The sequence below is a fragment of the Longimonas halophila genome (genome assembly GCF_002554705.1).
Taxonomy (GTDB): domain Bacteria; phylum Bacteroidota; class Rhodothermia; order Rhodothermales; family Salinibacteraceae; genus Longimonas; species Longimonas halophila.
This window is the reverse complement of the sequence record NZ_PDEP01000010.1, coordinates 148,199-165,702: the sequence shown is the minus strand read 5'-3', so window position 1 is coordinate 165,702 and position 17,504 is coordinate 148,199. Positions and strand designations below refer to the sequence as shown.

13 protein-coding genes are annotated in these 17,504 nt (G+C 61.3%); 2 read left to right on the top strand and 11 right to left on the bottom strand.

Annotated features, from left to right (window positions below):
- The 8 genes from CRI93_RS11435 to fsa all read right to left on the bottom strand — a co-directional run.
- Window positions 1–2,353: LamG-like jellyroll fold domain-containing protein (locus CRI93_RS11435; protein ID WP_217992532.1), on the bottom strand; the 2,353-nt coding region annotated here is incomplete at its 3' end.
- 262 nt (window positions 2,354–2,615) lie between these two features.
- Complete coding sequence (locus tag CRI93_RS11430) at window positions 2,616–5,564, bottom strand: FAD-binding and (Fe-S)-binding domain-containing protein (protein ID WP_245850487.1); 2,949 nt, start codon at window positions 5,562–5,564, stop codon at window positions 2,616–2,618.
- Window positions 5,565–6,104: 540 nt separating this feature from the next.
- Window positions 6,105–6,530: a hypothetical protein gene (locus CRI93_RS11425; RefSeq protein ID WP_098062771.1), complete on the bottom strand. Its 426-nt coding sequence runs from the start codon at window positions 6,528–6,530 to the stop codon at window positions 6,105–6,107.
- 88 nt (window positions 6,531–6,618) lie between these two features.
- Complete coding sequence (locus tag CRI93_RS11420) at window positions 6,619–7,128, bottom strand: DUF6174 domain-containing protein (protein WP_098062770.1); 510 nt, start codon at window positions 7,126–7,128, stop codon at window positions 6,619–6,621.
- Window positions 7,129–7,300: 172 nt separating this feature from the next.
- Entirely contained in the window at window positions 7,301–7,972 is a 672-nt protein-coding gene (locus CRI93_RS15170) for a DUF4145 domain-containing protein (protein ID WP_141491683.1), read from the bottom strand.
- A gap of 219 nt (window positions 7,973–8,191) precedes the next feature.
- Entirely contained in the window at window positions 8,192–8,485 is a 294-nt protein-coding gene (locus tag CRI93_RS11415) for a hypothetical protein (protein ID WP_098062769.1), read from the bottom strand.
- 209 nt (window positions 8,486–8,694) lie between these two features.
- On the bottom strand, window positions 8,695–10,095 hold the full coding sequence (locus CRI93_RS11410; RefSeq protein WP_098062768.1) for an MBL fold metallo-hydrolase: 1,401 nt from the start codon (window positions 10,093–10,095) through the stop codon (window positions 8,695–8,697).
- Window positions 10,096–10,202: 107 nt separating this feature from the next.
- Window positions 10,203–10,868, bottom strand: a complete 666-nt coding sequence (gene fsa, locus CRI93_RS11405) for a fructose-6-phosphate aldolase (protein WP_098062767.1) — start codon at window positions 10,866–10,868, stop codon at window positions 10,203–10,205.
- A 460-nt stretch (window positions 10,869–11,328) separates the two neighbouring features.
- Here fsa and murB point away from each other — a divergent pair, with 460 nt between their 5' ends.
- Window positions 11,329–12,357, top strand: coding sequence for a UDP-N-acetylmuramate dehydrogenase (gene murB / locus CRI93_RS11400; protein WP_245850485.1), 1,029 nt, complete (start codon window positions 11,329–11,331; stop codon window positions 12,355–12,357).
- Window positions 12,358–12,728: 371 nt separating this feature from the next.
- Here murB and rpmA read toward each other — a convergent pair whose 3' ends face one another.
- A complete protein-coding gene (gene rpmA, locus CRI93_RS11395) occupies window positions 12,729–12,989 on the bottom strand; it encodes a 50S ribosomal protein L27 (protein WP_098062765.1) in 261 nt (86 codons plus the stop codon).
- Between the two features lie 81 nt (window positions 12,990–13,070).
- Window positions 13,071–13,391, bottom strand: coding sequence for a 50S ribosomal protein L21 (gene rplU, locus CRI93_RS11390; RefSeq protein ID WP_098062764.1), 321 nt, complete (start codon window positions 13,389–13,391; stop codon window positions 13,071–13,073).
- Between the two features lie 127 nt (window positions 13,392–13,518).
- Here rplU and CRI93_RS11385 point away from each other — a divergent pair, with 127 nt between their 5' ends.
- The gene (locus CRI93_RS11385; RefSeq protein WP_098062763.1) at window positions 13,519–14,181 is read left to right on the top strand and encodes a fumarylacetoacetate hydrolase family protein; all 663 of its coding nucleotides are present in this window, start codon (window positions 13,519–13,521) and stop codon (window positions 14,179–14,181) included.
- Between the two features lie 317 nt (window positions 14,182–14,498).
- On the opposite strand, the gene uvrA is transcribed toward CRI93_RS11385, so the two are convergent.
- Entirely contained in the window at window positions 14,499–17,471 is a 2,973-nt protein-coding gene (gene uvrA / locus CRI93_RS11380; protein ID WP_098062762.1) for an excinuclease ABC subunit UvrA, read from the bottom strand.
- Window positions 17,472–17,504 lie beyond the last annotated feature (33 nt).

Here is a 17,504-nt window from a genome sequence, read left to right as displayed (position 1 = left end):
GCCGCACCTCGTCGATCTGTCCGGCAAGGAAGTCGCTTGGCGTGCTCGTGTCCCACTCCTGCCCGATCGAGAACCGCCCGCCGCTCACCGGGCGAACGCTCGTGGTAAAGGTGGCCTGCTCGGTGCCGTTTACGTAGAGGGTGCCGCTATCATCGGTCTCGATTACGACGGCCACGTGGTGCCACTGCTCCGGCGCAAATGTGTCGCTGCTGGACTGAAAGGTGATGTCGGGGTCGTAGTACTGAAACTGCCCGCTGTCGTAGAAGAGGATGTTCTTGTTGTCCTCAACGGCCCCGTTAAACGCAAGTACGGCGGGCCGGTCGGTGGTGCTGCCCACCCGTACCCATGCCTCCATGGTGAAGGCCTCGGCATCAGCCATCACCTCCGATGCGGTGTCGGCAGAAACGTAGTCGCCGTCCCCGTCCAGCGTCAGAGCCTGCCCACTGCCGTAGGGGGCCGGCAGCGACACCCACTCGGCAGTGTTGCGCTCCGGGTCGGTCAGGTCGCTTGCGCCCGATGGGACGGTGTATCCGCTCTGCAGGGTGGCCGTGGCGGGGAGCGTCGCTTCGAGTGCGCTCGTGCGCTCGACCTCTACCGTGAGTTGGGCTTCGCCGTCACCGGGGACCGAACCAATAGTCCAGGTGCCGCCGCTGAGCGTGCCCCTCCCGCTGGTCTTTGTGAGCGTTAACCCAACCGGGGGGCCCAGGTCCACCGCAACGCCCGTGGGGGCGGCATTGCCCCGGTTTGCGAGACGAAACGTGAGGCTCGTGGGGTCGTCTCCTGCCACCGCCGTCGGCGTGGCCGTGAGACGCAGGTCGACGGCGTCGATGGCCGCTTCGTAGGCCCCGAGCGTCACGGTCGCGGTCCCATCGCCATCGCCGTCCTGGATGCGGGCGTCGCCCCGGAGATCGGTGGTCACGTCTTCTGCAATCCCACCGGGCTCGAATGGCGTATTCGCGCCAGCGTCGACCACCGGGGATCCCGTACGTACCTGCAGCCCGTCATCGGCGGTGCCGAAGCGGCCATCAGGCCCGGCGGGATCGCCAGCATCCGCAAAGAGCGGGTCGGCGTCAAGGTTATTCCCGCCGTCGTCTGTGCCAGGAGGAAGCCCCCCTTCAATGAGCGTGTATGCGAGCGTCGGTTCCGGTCCGATTCCGATGTCGAAGATCTCCGGTCCGTTGCCTGAAGCAGTATTTCCCCACAGAATCGCGTTTGTAATCTGCGGCCCCCCCGTACTATTGATGCCGCTATCAATGTAGATCGCCCCACCCCGAAAAGCAGAGTTGCCCGTGAAGGTGGAGCCAATGATCTGTGGACTGCTCGTGCCCTCCCCGCGGCTAGTGTTGTAGATCCCCCCACCGTTTTCCCCTGCGGAGTTGCCCGTGAAGATCGCGTTTGTGATCTGTGGACTGCTCGTGCCATTGCTGCCATCGTTGTAGATCGCACCGCCGTCGAAGCCAGCAGAGTTACCCATGAAGGCCGCGTTCGTGATCTGTGGACTACTCGCGCCCCCCTGGCCATCGTTGTAGATCGCCCCGCCAAAGCCTGCGGAGTTGCCGGTGAACGTGGCGTTCGTGATCTGTGGACTGCTCACGCCCCCCCGGCCATCATTGTAGATCGCCCCACCGTCGCGGCCAGCGGAGTTGCCCGTGAAGGTCACCTCGGTAAGCGACGGGCTGCACGCGTTACCGCTGCCCACGCCATCGCAGAAAAGTCCTCCTCCAAGAGGATCGGGAGAACTGGCATTGGCGTTTCCCCCGGTAATGGTCACTCCATCCAGCACCGTGTCGGGCGTGATGTTGTCGTCGCTGTCATCGCCAAATCCTTCGCCCCCATTGAAAACAAGCACGTGGTAGGAGTTGTCGCCGCGCCCGCTGTCGGGAAGGCCGTCGCCGTCGCTGTCCGGTCCGTCATCGCCATCCAGATCACCGGAGAGGATGGTTTCGTTCACGCTCGGGTCGCGATCGCTTCGGCGGGTCTCCGTCCCCTCGAATCCGCCATAGATCTGGAGACCATCCTGGTCGCCGGTAATCTCAAACGTGGCGATGCGGGGGGCTGCATCGACTGGACTGCTGGGGATGTACGTGCCCGCCGCCATCCATATTTCATCGCTACCGGTAGCATTCGCCAGAGCATCTTGCAAGTTGGTGTAGGCGTCGGTCCACGAAGAGCCATCATCGTTGCCTGGGGCGTCGGCATCCACATAGATGATGTTGCCTGACTGCGCCTGCGCCCCAGGCGGACCGATGAGCAGTGCGCAGAGCACCGCTCCCATGAGCACGCAGGTGTGCAGGCGACGGACGGGCCGTCGAAAGAAAGGAAGCACGTTCGGATAGAGCGTGTCGGTTCGCATGACAAAATGGGGGTCACCAAGATAGCCTATTCAGTCGTGTCGCCCTAAACACTCGGACGAATACGTTCCTATGTTATCCAATCCAGCGGTCTTGTCCGTTATCTGAGCGTGTCAATCTGTTGCCTGAGCGTGTCAGATGACGTGCCAGCGCGCCAGTACGCTGCTGCAAGGGGTCACCACGTATCTGCGCAGCAGTAAGCAGCAGCGTGGCAAGGCTACAGGCCCGCTCTCGCTGTCGAACCAAAACCCAAACAGACCGCTCTTACCCACGCAGCGCCTCGTTTAAGAGCACGGCCGGATGCTGCGCGGTGCGCGGCGTTACGTCTTTGATCTGCGAGCGGCACGAAAAGCCCGGCGCGGCCACATGGGTGGATGCGGACGCGTTGCGCACGGTGGGCGCCAGGCGGCGCTCCGCCATCTGTTTCGAGATGTCGAGATGCTCGGCCTCGTAGCCAAACGAGCCCGCCATGCCGCAGCAGCTGGTGTCGAGTGTGTTCACGTTGTATCCCGCTGCCGACAGGATCGCTTCAGTATCTGAGGTGCCCACCAGCGCTTTCTGGTGGCAATGGCCGTGCAGAATCAGATCGTTGTGTTCAGGTGCCTGCCATTCGGATGCATCCAATTTGCCGCTGCGCAGCCGCTCTGCCACGAATCCCTCAAATGGATGCACCTGCTCGGCCAACTCCTTGGCGCGCAACTCACCCGGCAGCAGCGACAGAAACTCGTCGCTTAGCGTGTGGATGCAGCTCGGCTCCAGCCCCACAACCGGAATGTCCTGCTCCACATACGGGTAGAGCGCCTCCAGCGTGTTGAGCGCGGTGTGTTGTGCCTCAGTCACAAGCCCCTTCGACAGGAGCGGACGTCCGCAGCACGCGCCTTCGGGGGCCAGATGCACGCGGTGGCCAGTGCGCTGCAAGAACCGCACGGCAGCACGCACTACCTCGGGCGTGTGGTAGGCGTTGAAGGTATCCGCGAAGAACACGACTTCAGGCCCCTCGGGCGGATTCGCAGCCTCCAGATCCATCTGGAAGGCCGTCTCTCGCGCAAACGACGGCAGCTCGCGCTCGGCGCTGATACCCAGCATCCACTCGCCAACCTTGCGCATCCACTTCTGCTCGCCCGACCAGTTGATGGCCGTGGCCAGCGGCGTGCCTGCCAGCTTGCGCACAAATTCGGGCTGATGCGCAAACAGCCACGTGCGCCACGGCATGCGGTGCTCCTGCCAGTATTGATGCAGCCACTCAGTCTTGATCTTCGCCATATCGACGTTTGAGGGGCACTCGGTTTTGCAGGCCTTGCACTGGATGCACAGATCCATCACCTCGTACATGCGCTCGCTGGTAAGCGCGCCTTCGGGCAGATCGCCCGCCAGGGCCGAGCGCAGCGCGTTGGCGCGTCCGCGGGTGGAGTCTTCTTCCTCGCGCGTGGCCATGAAGCTGGGGCACATGGTGCCGTGGTCGCGTTTGCGGCAGGCGCCGTTGCCGTTGCATTTTTCCAGGAGATGCGAAAAGCCACCTTCGCTCTCAAAGTTCATCGCCGTGCGCAGTGGACGCGTGCTGTAGTCGGGTCCCATGCGGAGGTTCTCAGTCAGCGGCGGGGCATCCACCACCTTCCCCGGATTCAGCAGGCCCTCAGGGTCGAAGATGGATTTGATCTGCTGGTTAACGGCGTAGAGGTCGTCCCCCAGCATTTCGCGATTCAACGCGCCGCGTACGATGCCGTCGCCATGTTCAGAGGAGGTCACGCCGCCGTAGCGCTTCACCAGCTCCAGCGAGCCGTGGGCAATTGTATCCAGCTGCTCCAGTCCTTCGTCGGTCTTCGTGTTCACAAACGGACGCACATGCAGGCAGCCTGCCGAGGCATGGGCGTAGTAGGCCGCGCGCACATCCAACTCGTCAATCAGCGTGCTCAACTCATCAATGTAGGCGGGCAGATGCTCCACCGGCACCGAGGCATCTTCGATGAGCGCCCACGGCTTGTATTCGCCCTCCACGCCCATCACCAAGCCAAGCCCCTCCTTGCGGATGCTCCACACGTTGGCAATGGCGTCGTCGTGCTGGATGCGCTGGGCCGGCCCCCGAGCGTTGGTTTCGGGCAGCACCGCGTCGAGTTCGTCAAGTTTGCGGGCGAGGTCCTCTTTGGAGGCCCCGCCGTATTCCACAATCAGGACGCCGCCGGGCGTGCCGTCGATGAAGGTAAGGCGCTCGGCGTAGCCCGGCGTAGCCCGGATCCGCTCAATGGCCACGCCGTCGAAGAGCTCCACGGCGTCGGGATCGGTGTCGAGAATCGTGGTCACCGCTTCGAGGGCCTGCTGCCGCGTGTCGTACGATGCAATGCCGAGCACCGTCGTGTCGGGCTTCGCGACCAGGTCGATTGTGACTTCGGTCAGCACCGCAAGTGTGCCCTCGCTGCCTGCCATGAGCTGCGCCACGTTGCGCTCGTCCGTATCCAGCAGGTGCTCGATGCGGTAACCGTTGTTGCGGCGCCAGTGGTCGGACGTGTCGCGGCGGATGGTGTCGGCGTGCTGGCTGAGCAGCGCCTCAAGGCTCCGGTAGATGGTGCCCTCGCGGTCGTCCTGTCGCATTTTGCGCTGCCAGCCGCCATGCGAAAGCGGCTCGAACGTGACGGGCGTGCCGTCCGCCAGAAAACCTTTGGCGCGGCGCACATGGTGAATCATGTTGCCGTAGCGAATGGAGTGCGTGCCCGTGGAGTTGTTGGCGACCATCCCGCCGAGGGTAGCGCGACTGCTGCTGGCGGGGTCGGGCCCTACCATGAGGCCGCGCTCCGCTGCAGCCACGTTCAAATGGTCGAGCACCAGGCCCGGCTGCACGGTGGCCTGCTGGGCTGCGGGATCGAGATCGACAATCGCATCCAGGTGCCGCGTGAAGTCGAGCACCACGGCAGTGTTTACGCCCTGCCCGGCCAGCGACGACCCGCCCCCGCGTGGCAGCACGGGAATGCTGAGCGCGTGGGCCTCTTCGAGCGTCGCCTGCACATCCGCTACGGTTTTGGGGATGCAGACGGCCACCGGCTCCATCTGGTACATGCTGGCGTCGGTGGCGTAGAGCGCGCGCGACATCGCATCGGTGCGCAGGTCGCCTTGCAGGCGCGGACGCAGGTTCTCGGCCAGCGTAGCGCGCAGGTGATCGGTCATCGGGCGCGCCGCCGGACGGTCGACAGCGGTGGCATCGGTAGGAGCAGAAACGGCCATACAGGAGGCGGGGAAAGCGGCAAATGGCATCAAAACAGCAACATGAAATTAGACGGCTGCCTGCCCGTATGGATTCGCGTGCAGCTGACGCAGACCTGTGAACGTACCACACCAATTGTACGCGTCCAAGACGGGATGTCCACCAGAGCAGCACTGCTACAGGCTTGTCGGGATGCGTTGGGGCCGATCCATGCCCTACGTATCCTCCAAACTACTTATTCCGTGCATGCTCCATCAAGTGCTTTCATACGCTGCAAGCAGGTCTCCATCTCGACTGGTGCTATGGCAACGGTCATTCTTCACGTCGAACCGAGACGGCGACACGTGCAGTGCGCGCTCCGAACAGTTCCCGCCGAACGCCAAGGAGATGGTTCGGCTCCCGGCTTCGCCGTCCGCTCACCATGACAGGCTTCGTTGGGGAGATTGATTGCAGAGCAACCATCACAATGAGGGTGGGCAGAGCACTAAGCGTGATAAGAGAGTTCGTATTCGCTTATCTGTCTGGGTCCTGATTTAGGGCGCTGTGCCTGTGTTTTGGCATTACCCAAACTGCTGGGCTACCCGCTCGTGGGTGAGCACGTACACGACGCCTCCAGCTACCGCGGTCGTTACGGCGGTTGCCCCTACAACCAGCATGCCTTTGACGACAGGAGAGGGCGTCACCGCACGGCCAAATAGCGTCACGTCGAGGTTGGCGAGGTCTGAGACCATTGCGACTCCTGCGATGGGCATTCCGATGGCCACAACCGCAGCCAGCAGCAGTGCTCCCATGCGCGCCATGGTGTGCTGATTGAGCAGGCCATATCCTATCAGTGCGTACAGCAAAAAGCTGGCGTTCATGATGATGGTGTTTGGCGAGCTGTTCATCCATTCCAGTAGCGTATGAAGGGCGCTCAGTACCCCCAGCACCACAAATCCCCACCCAATTATGCGAATCCAGCGCCGCGCCGCGTCGTCGGTGGTCATAAGATGGTTGTAATCGGTTTCGAATACGTGTGCTGACAGGTTCGTTGTCGCTACACGGGATGCAACGGCGGAGTGCCCACGCGAATGCTCACTCGTCGGCCTCCAACCCCTCGGCTTCGTAGCTAAACGCGTCATCTTCGGCGTTGCGGTAGGGGTCGAACGATGCACGATGCGGATACCCAAGCTCGGCATCGAAAATGACATCGGCCTGGTCGTAGTCCAGCGCCTCGTGCAGTTCGTCAAACAGATCATCGACGGTTGGGAAGAAGTCGTGCTCGGCTTCGTCGAGGGGCTCTCCGGTTTCGCGGTTTACAACGGCGTGCACGGTATCCGCCCGTACCGTAATGGTGACCGGCGGCGGGCCGCCCCACGCGCTCCCGTACCGGTAGTCGTAGGTGTAATTGGAGAGATCGGCTTGATTCCACACAAACTGGTTGCTCCGTAGCGACTGACGGAGGCCCTCGTCTCCATCGTCGCCCAGAAGCGCGCAGGAGGAGGTCAGCACAGCAAGGGCAAGGCCGGCTGCAAGCAGCAGGAGTCCGCGCCGAGCACGGCCCCAGCACTCGAAGCGATTGGAGGTATCGGATGTGACATACATAGTTGGTGCTGTGGCTCTATGAAGTGAAGTGAATGTTTAGTCGCGACGGATTCAAAGTGTATGGATGAGCGATGTAAGTATCAACTTTTCGACGCAGCGCAGGTGGTTTTCGGACGGCGATGGAAAACGCGGAGAAGCGTTCTCGAAGCGATCAGCGTGTCACACCTGTAACTCATGTGGGGTGATCCACAAGCAACCGACTGATAAAGTTGATGGAATCAGTCACATCATCAGGCTCCACTTTATCCCCCTTTCCATGAGCTGCAAGGTTACGGACATCACCAACTGATTGCACCCGGCGCCAGACTGTTTGAGGATAGACATTATCCTTCAGCAGGTCGTTGTATTTTGATAGACTGCCTGATCCTTTGACGTTCAGCCCCTTGGCACTGCAAAGATTCCTGAGATGGTTTTCTAAAACACCACTTGCAAGAACCACAGCCGCCACATGATACCCTGACTTCTCAAGCTCTTTTGCCTGCTCAAGAAAGTCGTCATGCACGCTTGCCCGGAGACGACTTTCAATTGACTGCAGCAGTTCTGAATCAACTGCCTGCTTAAGTGCTGACAAACTGCCTAACATCGCTGGAATCGTGATCCCCTTTGACCATCCAGATGAGATGTTAGAATCCATGTCAGGCTTGGGAGCAGATTCAAAATATTCGCTGTCTCGACCAGCTATTCTTGATATAGCAGCGAGGGAAGCTGTCAGAAAGGAACGATGTTCAGATTCCGGCTTGGAGGACCTGACACCCGTCTTAGCAGAGTAGAAGGAATCATCGAGCTCTTTTCCCTTTTCGATTAGGGAATCAAGTTCTTCTATGACTTGACTTTTAACGTTCATTGATTTGCGGTATATGGGTATCTAAACCAAGTTCTGTCATTCTGAGGAGCATGGCGACGAAGAATCTCTTTCAATATGGGCACTACACCTGAGATAAGGAGATTTTTCGACTCCGCTCCGCTCAAAATGAAAATCCGTAGGTTGTAACTTGGGTTGTCTAATATAGTGGTTAAGCCTGCCATTTATGATCGCATCACTCCTTATCCTTCCCCAAATGCATTAGTCATCTTGTTCCAACTGACGATTGAACTCATAATAGCCCTCGATTGTCATCTCGTTACAGTATCTATCGCGCACCATTTCCAGAAACCTACTTCTAGCCTCTGGCGAGGCAATAATCAAGGCCTCATGTCCTGAACCGGCAGTCACCACAGTCTTATCGTTCGCCCCCTTTCCCGCAAAACGTCCGTAATTGCCGCCCGATTTGACCGCTTGCGCTAATTCCCATATTTCTTGGTAGCCTTGGGGTCCAGCGTCATCAAGCCATTCGTCGAAGTTCGTAGTTGCTGGCATGAAAGAAGATCTTTTGTGGAAAGACTTCGTGAGCAGACGCAGGTTTAATACTGCATGTAAGATAGATAACGTGTCTATTCACCACACAAAACATACCAAACCCATATCCCACACGCAACCCACACGCAAACATCCCCCAACCACAAAAAAGCCCCTGCCCCAAACGGGCAGAGGCCTGTGCAGTGTGCAATGGTGACACGTACCCCGTGCTACGCACCCAACTCAATGGGCACGCCGCCTTTGGGCTGGTGGACGGTAATCGTGTCGTCGATCTCGGCGATGTGCTCGGCCATCCAGGTGCGGGCCTCGGGTTCGCCGTGGACGAGCACGACTTCGCTCGGGTTCAGGCGCCGAACCACCTCCAGCAGCTCGTCGCGGTTGCTGTGTCCGGAGAAGCGGAAGTCGTCGACCAGGCAGCGGACGGGCTGTGGCCCCTGCTCGGGGTTAAGCACGACCTCGGTGCCGTTGCCGCTCTGCGCGGCCTCCAGCAGACGCGCCGAGGGCGAGCCTTCTTTCGAGTAGCCGACCATCAGAATCGCGTTGTCGGGGTCTTCGACCAGGCGACGCCCGATGCGATTCGACAGCGTGGGTTCGAACATCATACCGCTGCTAAGCACGTGGATGGCGGGTCCGTCGAGCGCTTCGGCGGTGCGCTTTTCGCCACGCGGCAAGCGCTTCTGGTCCACGCCAAAGACGCGGAAGTCCGAATCCACGCGGGGCGTGCTGGTGCGCGTCTGGTCGTAGAGATCCGCAATGGCGCGCATCGACCCGGCGGTGTAGATGGGCACCTCCGCATCAATCTTGCCCTCGCGCTTCAGGCGGTCGAGCACGGCCAGGGTTTCCTGGGCGCGGCCCATCACAAAGACGGGGATGAGCGCCGTGCCGCCGCGTTCGAGCGTGGTCTGCAGCGCCTCGGTGAACTTGGCCAGCTCCTTGTCGCGGTTGGTGGCCGCGGCCTCGGGATCGTTCCCAGCGGTCGATTCCAGGATGAGCACATCGGTGCTATCGGGGTAGTTCGCGCCCGGCAGAATCGACTGCGCGGTGAGCTTCGTATCGCTCGTGTAGAAGATGCGCGGGGCGTCGTCCTCTTCGCCCACCGTTAGCTCCACGCCCACGCCGCCCAGGATATGCCCGGCGGTGTAGAACTGAGCGGTAACCTCGGTATCGCCCTTCAGGCCCGTCACCTTAAACGGCTTCTGCAGGGGATGCGTCAGGTACAGATCGCTGAGCGGCTTCACCTCAGCCTCCGTAAAGATGGGATCGGCCTGGGTGCTGCCCTCGCGCACGCGGCGGGCCTGCAATCGGGCCGAGGCCGGGAGCAAAAACTCCAGCAGCCGCTTCGTAGCGTCCGTCATGTGCGTAATGATGTGCGGAAACTCGCGGTAGAGCACCGGCACCCCGCCCATGTGGTCGTGATGGGCGTGGGTCACGAAGGCGTGATCGACGAAGCGGTCGTCGGCGTTGTGGACGAGGTCGAAGCGGGGGAGCGAGGCGGCCCCATCTTTACGCGGATCCACCCCCGCATCCAACAACAGCCCGGTGCCGTCCAGGCCCAAGTAGTGACAACTGGCGGCGATGTCGTCGGTATCGCCAAGAGCAACAAATTCCATAAGCAAGCAGGAAGGTCCGATTCAACAAATAAACAGCACACAGGCTGCGCCGCTGCCCCGGATTGGCCCAGGGCAGCAGAGCACGCGCTCCACAGCACCCCAAGGCGTTACGCGGCCTCAGCGATTTCGTCCTGGTAGGCGTTCCAGTCGTCTAAGAAGCGCTGCAGGCCCCGATCCGTCAGCGGGTGCTCCAGCAGCTTCTGGATGGTGCCAAACGGAATCGTGGCCACATCGGCGCCGGCGAGCGCGGCTTCTTTCACGTGCATCGGGTGACGGATGGAAGCGGCCAGCACCTCCGTCTCGAAGCCGTAGTTGGCATAGATCTGTACGATCTCCTCAATCAGCTGCATGCCGTTGGAGGAGATGTCGTCAATGCGTCCAATGAACGGACTGATGTACGTAGCGCCCGCCTTGGCCGCCAGCAGCGCCTGCATCGGCGAGAAGCAAAGCGTACAGTTCGTGGGGATGCCCTCGTCCGAGAGCGCCCGAATCGCCTTAATGCCTTCGCGGATGAGCGGCACCTTCACGACCACGTTGTCGTGGAGCTGCGCCAACTCGTGCGCCTCCATCATAATGCCGTCGAAGTCCGTCGCCGTCACCTCTGCCGACACGTCGCCGTCCACGATGTTGCAGATCTCCTGCACGCGCTCGTGAAAGTCGATGTTGCCCTCCTTCTTCACGAGCGAAGGATTGGTCGTTACGCCATCGAGCACGCCCAGGTCGTTCGCCTCGCGGACTTCGTCAAGATTGGCCGTGTCAATAAAAAATTTCATAGGGGGTCAGAGTTCGTCAGATAGGTCGTACGAATATAGCAGTTCTATAATGAATAACCCCGTTTAGAGTTCGACTGTGGCTGCAGTCTGCCAAAGGTCAGGCGTCCGGTCTGGATCCTGAATCAAGTTCAGGATGACCAGAGTGGGGGCTCGGTGAAGTTGTGAGACCAATCACAGGACTTGGCACCGACGGTCCCCCGGCGATGCGATGAGGCAAAGGACGCTCCTGCGTCCGACTACTTGAGCCGACAGACGCGCCCATCTCTCCGTTCTATGTTAGAGGGATACGCAGGTCGGTGCCCGCAACCAAGCATCGGCACAACTCCGAGGGGCTGGTCGTATCCAATACGGCTTTGATCTCACAGGCCACTGTCTGCATGCTATCGCCGCAATCCCCCCAGCCCCAATGAGCGCGTTCCCGCCTCCGTATTGCCCCGAAGCCTCCTGTCTCGCCCCCCAAGTGCTCCAGCGAGCGGTCGACGCTCTCGCGCCGCACGCGGGCGATGCCCTGCAGCATAACGTGCCGCTCGCCCCCTATACCACGTTCAAGATCGGCGGCCCCGCCGACCTGTTCTGGGAAGTTACCTCGGCTGATGAGCTTGCCACCGCCCTGCAGGTCGCCCGCGACCTCGACATCCCGCATCATGTGCTGGGCACCGGCGCCAACCTCGTGGTGGGCGACCATGGCGTGCGCGGACTCGTTATTCGCAACGCCGCCCATCACCTTCGCATCAACAGAGAGACGCACCAGCTCTACGTAGAGAGCGGCGCCACCATGTACCCAGATGTTATCCATGCGGCGGTGGATGCGGGGCTGTCGGGTCTGGAGCACTACGTGGGCATCCCGTCGACGGTGGGCGGGGCACTCTGGCAGAACCTGCACTTCCTCTCGCCCGCTCCCGAGCGCGAACGCACCATGTTCATCGAAGAGGTGGTGCACGAAGCCGACATCCTCACCGAAGACGGCACGCGCCAGACCGTAGGCGTCGACTACTTCGACTACGGCTACGACTACTCCATCTTGCACGACCGCGACGACATTGTGCTGGCCACCACGTTCCAGCTCGAACCGGGCGACCCCGAACGCATGCGGCGCATCATGGAAGAGAACCTGGAGTGGCGTTCGCTCCGCCACCCGCCGCTCGACACCGAGCCGAGTGTAGGCTCCATCTTCAAGAAAATTGAGGGCGTAGGCGCGGGTCGCCTCATCGACGGGGCCGGACTCAAAGGCATGCGCATTGGCGGCGCGGAGGTGACGCATCGCCACGCCAACATCTTCGTGAACCGCGGCGGCGCCACCGCAGCCGATGTGTGTGCGCTCATCAGGCGTGTGCAGCAGACCGTTGAGGAGGAGACGGGCTACCATCTCGACACGGAAATCGACTTTGTCGGCGAGTTTGCCCCGCCGTCGAAGGCCGAGCCGCAGTTCATGCCGAAGCCCGAGGGCATCGTCACCGCTGCTGAGCGCGCGAAGATGGCCGCGGAGTGAGGCACAGGCCTACCCAACACCGCTAAGTCTCTTTTCCCGAGGGGAGAGTACGTGTTTAGCGGGGTTCAATCACCGCCCGGGACGTCCGCTTCGCTCCCAGTCCCGGGCTACAAGTCGCCAAGCACGTGCAGAGGAGAAGAACAAGATGAGGGGTAATTCTCGTCACCTGTGGCTCTTCCCTCTCTTCCTGTAATGCGCACTCGGGGCGTCTCGCGCCGGGTGGCGCTTCCCTTCTCCGACTACTGGCACGTTTGCGCCGTACCGTAGCGCGTATGCATATCTGGAAACGCTTTCGCATCCCCAAACACAGAACCGCCGCTCGGCACACGGCCAAGCGGCGGTACATGTCGTCGTCATGCCAAAAGAGCGCGTTACGCTTCTTCCGGCACAATGTGGACGTAGCGGCGGTTGCCACGGCTACGGGCAAACTGCACCGTGCCGGTTTCTTTGGCGAAGAGCGTATCGTCGCCACCGCGGCCTACGTTTTTGCCGGGGTGAAACTTTGTGCCGCGCTGCCGCACGATGATGCTACCGGCTTTCACGAATTCGCCGCCGTACGTTTTAACACCGAGATACTTGGGGTTGGAGTCGCGACCGTTTTTGGTCGAACCCATGCCTTTCTTGTGAGCCATACCTGCCTCTGTTGTCTATGCTACAAGCGAATGTGGAAGCTTGTGGACGCAGGCGCAAGAGAGCCGCCCGGCCCAGCGAGCCTACGCGGTGTGTACCGCTTCAATCTGAATCTTCGTGTATTGCTGACGGTGACCTCTTTTCACGCGGTACCGCTTGCGTCGTTTCTTCTTGAAGACGATCACTTTATCGCCCTTCACGTGCTCAAGCACTTTTGCTTCGACCGTAGCGCCGTCCACCGTGGGCGTACCCACCGTCACATCGCCGTCGGTATCCGACAGCAACAGCACGCGGTCGATGGTGAGGGTGTCGTCCGCCTCCGCATCTGCGTGGTACGGAACGTACACGGTGTCGTTTTCACGCACCTTGAATTGTTTGTCTTTCACGTCAACAATAGCGTACATAGGGATCTCTGCTTTGGAGCGCTGGATTGGGTACCACCGCGAGAGTGAACGATTTTGTGCAGAGGTTGACCACGGTCGTTTCCCCGCAAAGTTTCGCTGTTTTCCTATCATCTGATTCGTGTTTCTTATGAAGCTCTCTCTTCCGAACGGACGCCAACTCACGCCGGGTAAGCTGCTCTGCATTGGGCGCAACTACGCCAAGCATGCCGCTGAGATGAAAAGCGATGTGCCCGATCAGCCCATGGTCTTCCTGAAACCGTCGACGGCACTCATCGGAACGGGCGACGCCGTCCGCATCCCGCAGGCGTCGTCGGAGGTGCACCATGAGGTGGAGCTGGTGGTCGTGATTGGCACCGGCGGCAAGCACATCGCTGCCGAAGATGCGCTCGACCACGTGGCGGGCTACGCGATCGGACTCGACATGACCGCGCGCGACATCCAGGCGGGCGCTAAGGAGCGGCGGCATCCGTGGTCGGTGGCGAAGGGATTCGACACGTTCGCGCCGCTCGGCCCCATCGTGCCCGCTTCCGAGGTTGCCGATCCGCAGCAGCTCACGCTTGGCGTATCCGTTAACGGCGAGCAGCGCCAGCACGGCTCCACCGAGCACATGATCTTTTCGGTGGCGGAACTGATTGCGTACTGCTCATCGGTCTTCACGCTGGAGCCCGGCGATCTGATCTACACCGGCACGCCCGAGGGCGTGGATCCCGTCGAGGCGGGTGATGTGCTGGAGGCGACGTTCTCTGCCGGGCCTGGCCTTTCGGTACGGGTGGAGAAGGAGGAACGGTAAGGTCCGCCCCTCAGTCGCTTCGCGACAGCTCCCCTCTCCAGGGGAGCAAGGAGCTCTGCCTGAATCTGCACGAAACCGGAGAAAAGAGCGGACAACCTCTGTCGCATCGCTTATTCCGCATTGTCCCGCCCCGACTTCCACGCCAAAGTCATCCTGACGATGCCCTGCATCGGAAGGATCTCAATGCCATCCCGCAGCGGTGGTGCTTTCCTCCCAATCGGCTTCCTCGCCCCGCGCGTCTGGAGATCCCTCGGCTGCATGCCGACTCCTGTCGGTATGCGCTCGGGATGACAGGAGCGAGAAGCGAGCTGTGTGCACTACGCTGCCCCCTCCTCCACAAACGCGTTCAGATCCATCACCACGGCATCTTCGCGCTGGGCACGGGCCAGTTCTTCCTCAACATAGCGCGCCGTGTACGTATCCGCCTGGGCCAACTCTTCGGGCGGTCCCTCAAACACGATCTCGCCGCCGCGCTGTCCGCCTTCGGGGCCCAGATCAATGATGTGGTCCGCTTGCTTCACCACGTCCATGTTGTGCTCAATGACGACCACCGTGTTGCCGTTGCTCACCAGGGCACGCAGCACGTTCAAGAGGTGACGGATGTCCTCGAAGTGCATGCCAGTCGTGGGCTCGTCCAGGATGTAGAGCGTGTCGCCCGTGCCCGGACGCGACAGCTCTTTTGAGAGCTTCACGCGCTGTGCCTCGCCGCCACTGAGTGTGGTGGACTGCTGTCCCAGCCGGATGTAGCCCAGTCCCACCGCCTCCAGTGTGCGCAGCTTGCGCTGGATGCGCGGCAGGTTCTCGAACAAATCGAGCGCCTCGGTTACGGTCAGATCCAGCACATCCGCCATGGAGTGCCCTTTGTAGCGCACCTCCAGCGTCTCCTCGTTGTAGCGCTTGCCGTTGCATTCGTCGCAGGTCACCTTTACGTCAGGCAGGAAGTTCATCTCCAGCGTCACCGTGCCCGTGCCGCCGCACTTCTTGCAGCGTCCGCCTTTCGTGTTGAACGAGAAGCGGCTCTTCCCGTAGCCCCGAATCTCCGCCTCGGGCAGCTGCTGAAAGAGGTCGCGCAGGTAGTCCATCAGCTTGGTGTAGGTGGCCGGATTCGAACGCGGCGTGCGCCCAATCGGCTTCTGGTCGATCTCGATCACCTTGTCGATATGGTCGATGCCCTCAACGCTCTCATACGACAGCGGCACTGTCTTCGCGTTGTGATGGTGCCGCGACAGAATGGGATACAGCGTCTGGTTGATGAGCGTGGACTTGCCCGAGCCCGACACGCCGGTGATGCACGTAAATGTATTCAGGGGGATGCGCAGCGGATCGCCTTTCAGGTTGTGACCGGTCGCGCCCCGCAGGGTGAGCACATCGCCGGAGCCCGAGCGGCGCTCGCCGGGCACGCCAATCACCCGCTCACCCCGCAGATACGCCACCGTCACGCTGCCGGTGTACTCACCATTCACGACTACGTCATTGGTGCCAGACGTGCCATTGGTGGCCGTGCCGTTCTCGCTCGTATGCGTGAGCGTCTCGGGCGGACCCTCCGCCACCAGGTGGCCCCCTTTCTCGCCCGCGCCGGGTCCCAGATCGACCACGTAATCGGCAGCCTCGATCATCTCGCGGTCGTGCTCCACCACCAGCACCGAGTTGCCCAGATCGCGCAGCGCCTGCAGCGACCGGATGAGCCGCTCATTGTCGCGCGGATGCAGTCCAATCGAGGGTTCGTCGAGCACGTAGAGCACACCTGTAAGCTGCGTGCCCACCTGCGTAGCCAGGCGGATGCGCTGGCTTTCGCCGCCACTGAGCGAGCGCGCGGTGCGGTCGAGCGTCAGGTAGCCCACACCCACGTTCACCAGGAAGTCGAGCCGCTCGTGCACCTCCTTGATGATGGGGCGCGCAATCGTACGCTGCTGCTCGCTGTCGAACGAAAGCGTGTTCACGACCTCGCGCAGGCGCTCCAGATCCATATTTGCGAGGTCGCCAATCGTGTACTCGCCAATGCAGTACGAGCGCGCAATCTTGTTGAGGCGCGCCCCGCCGCAGGTCGGACACGTCGTCTCGCGCATAAACGACTCGGCCCAGCGCCGCTTCTTCGACGAATCAGTGTTGTCGTAGGCGTGCTGCACATGCTGCATGAGTCCGCCGTAGCGGTGCGTGTAGTTGACCGCGCGCCCCTTGTAGCGGTACTTGATGTCGAACTGCTCCTCGCCTGCGCCATGCAGAATCACATCGCGCTGCTCGTCGGAGAGGTCCTCAATGGGCGTGTCGAAGTCAAAGTCGTACGCCTCGGCCACCGCCTCCAGCTGACTGAAGATCCAGATGTCGCGGGGTTTACCCAGCGGCACGAGTCCGCCCTCGGCAATAGTTTTTGAGGGGTCGGGGATCATCAGGTCGGCGTCGAGGGTGTTCGTCACGCCGAGTCCATCGCAGTTTTGGCAGGCGCCGTAGGGGGTGTTGAACGAGAAGAGATTCGGCGACGGTTCGTCGTAAGACAGGCCCGTTTCGGGATCCACCAGGTGGCGGCTAAAGAGATGATCGCCTGCATCCACATCGGCCTCTGCATCCCCCTGAACATCGACCACATGTCCAATGAGCGTGCCCCCGCCCATATCGAGCGCAGTCTGCACGCTCTGCCCTACGCGCGGACGAATGCCGTCTTTGACGACGAGGCGATCAACCACGACCTCGATGTCGTGCGTTTCGTAGCGCTCCAGCTTCATGCCCTCCTCGTAGGTGCGCATGGTGCCATCCACGCGGAAGCGCTCGAAGCCCTGACTGGCCGTCTGCTCAAAGAGCTCGCGGTAATGGCCCTTCCGTCCTTTTACGACGGGCGCCAGGATCATAAGGCGCGTGCCTTCGGGGAAGCCCAGGATACCGTCGATGATCTCGTCATCGCTCTGCTTGCGCATCCGGTTGCCCGTCTCGTGCGAGTAGGCGGTGGCGGCGCGGGCGTAGAGCAGGCGTAGGAAGTCGTACACCTCGGTGACAGTGCCCACGGTGGAGCGCGGGTTGCCGCCCACGGTTTTCTGCTCGATGGAGATTACGGGAGAGAGCCCGTCGATGTGGTCCACGTCGGGGCGCTCCATCATCTCCAGGAACTGGCGCGCATAGGCGCTGAGGCTCTCCATGTAGCGGCGCTGGCCCTCCGCGTAGATGGTGTCGAAGGCGAGGCTCGACTTCCCCGACCCCGACAGGCCGGTGACGACCACAAGCTGGTTGCGCGGAATATCGACATCGACGCTTTGCAGGTTGTTCTCGCGCGCGCCACGAATCGTAATGTGTTGGGTCATGGGGAGTCAGACAGATGCAGAGCAACAGATGCA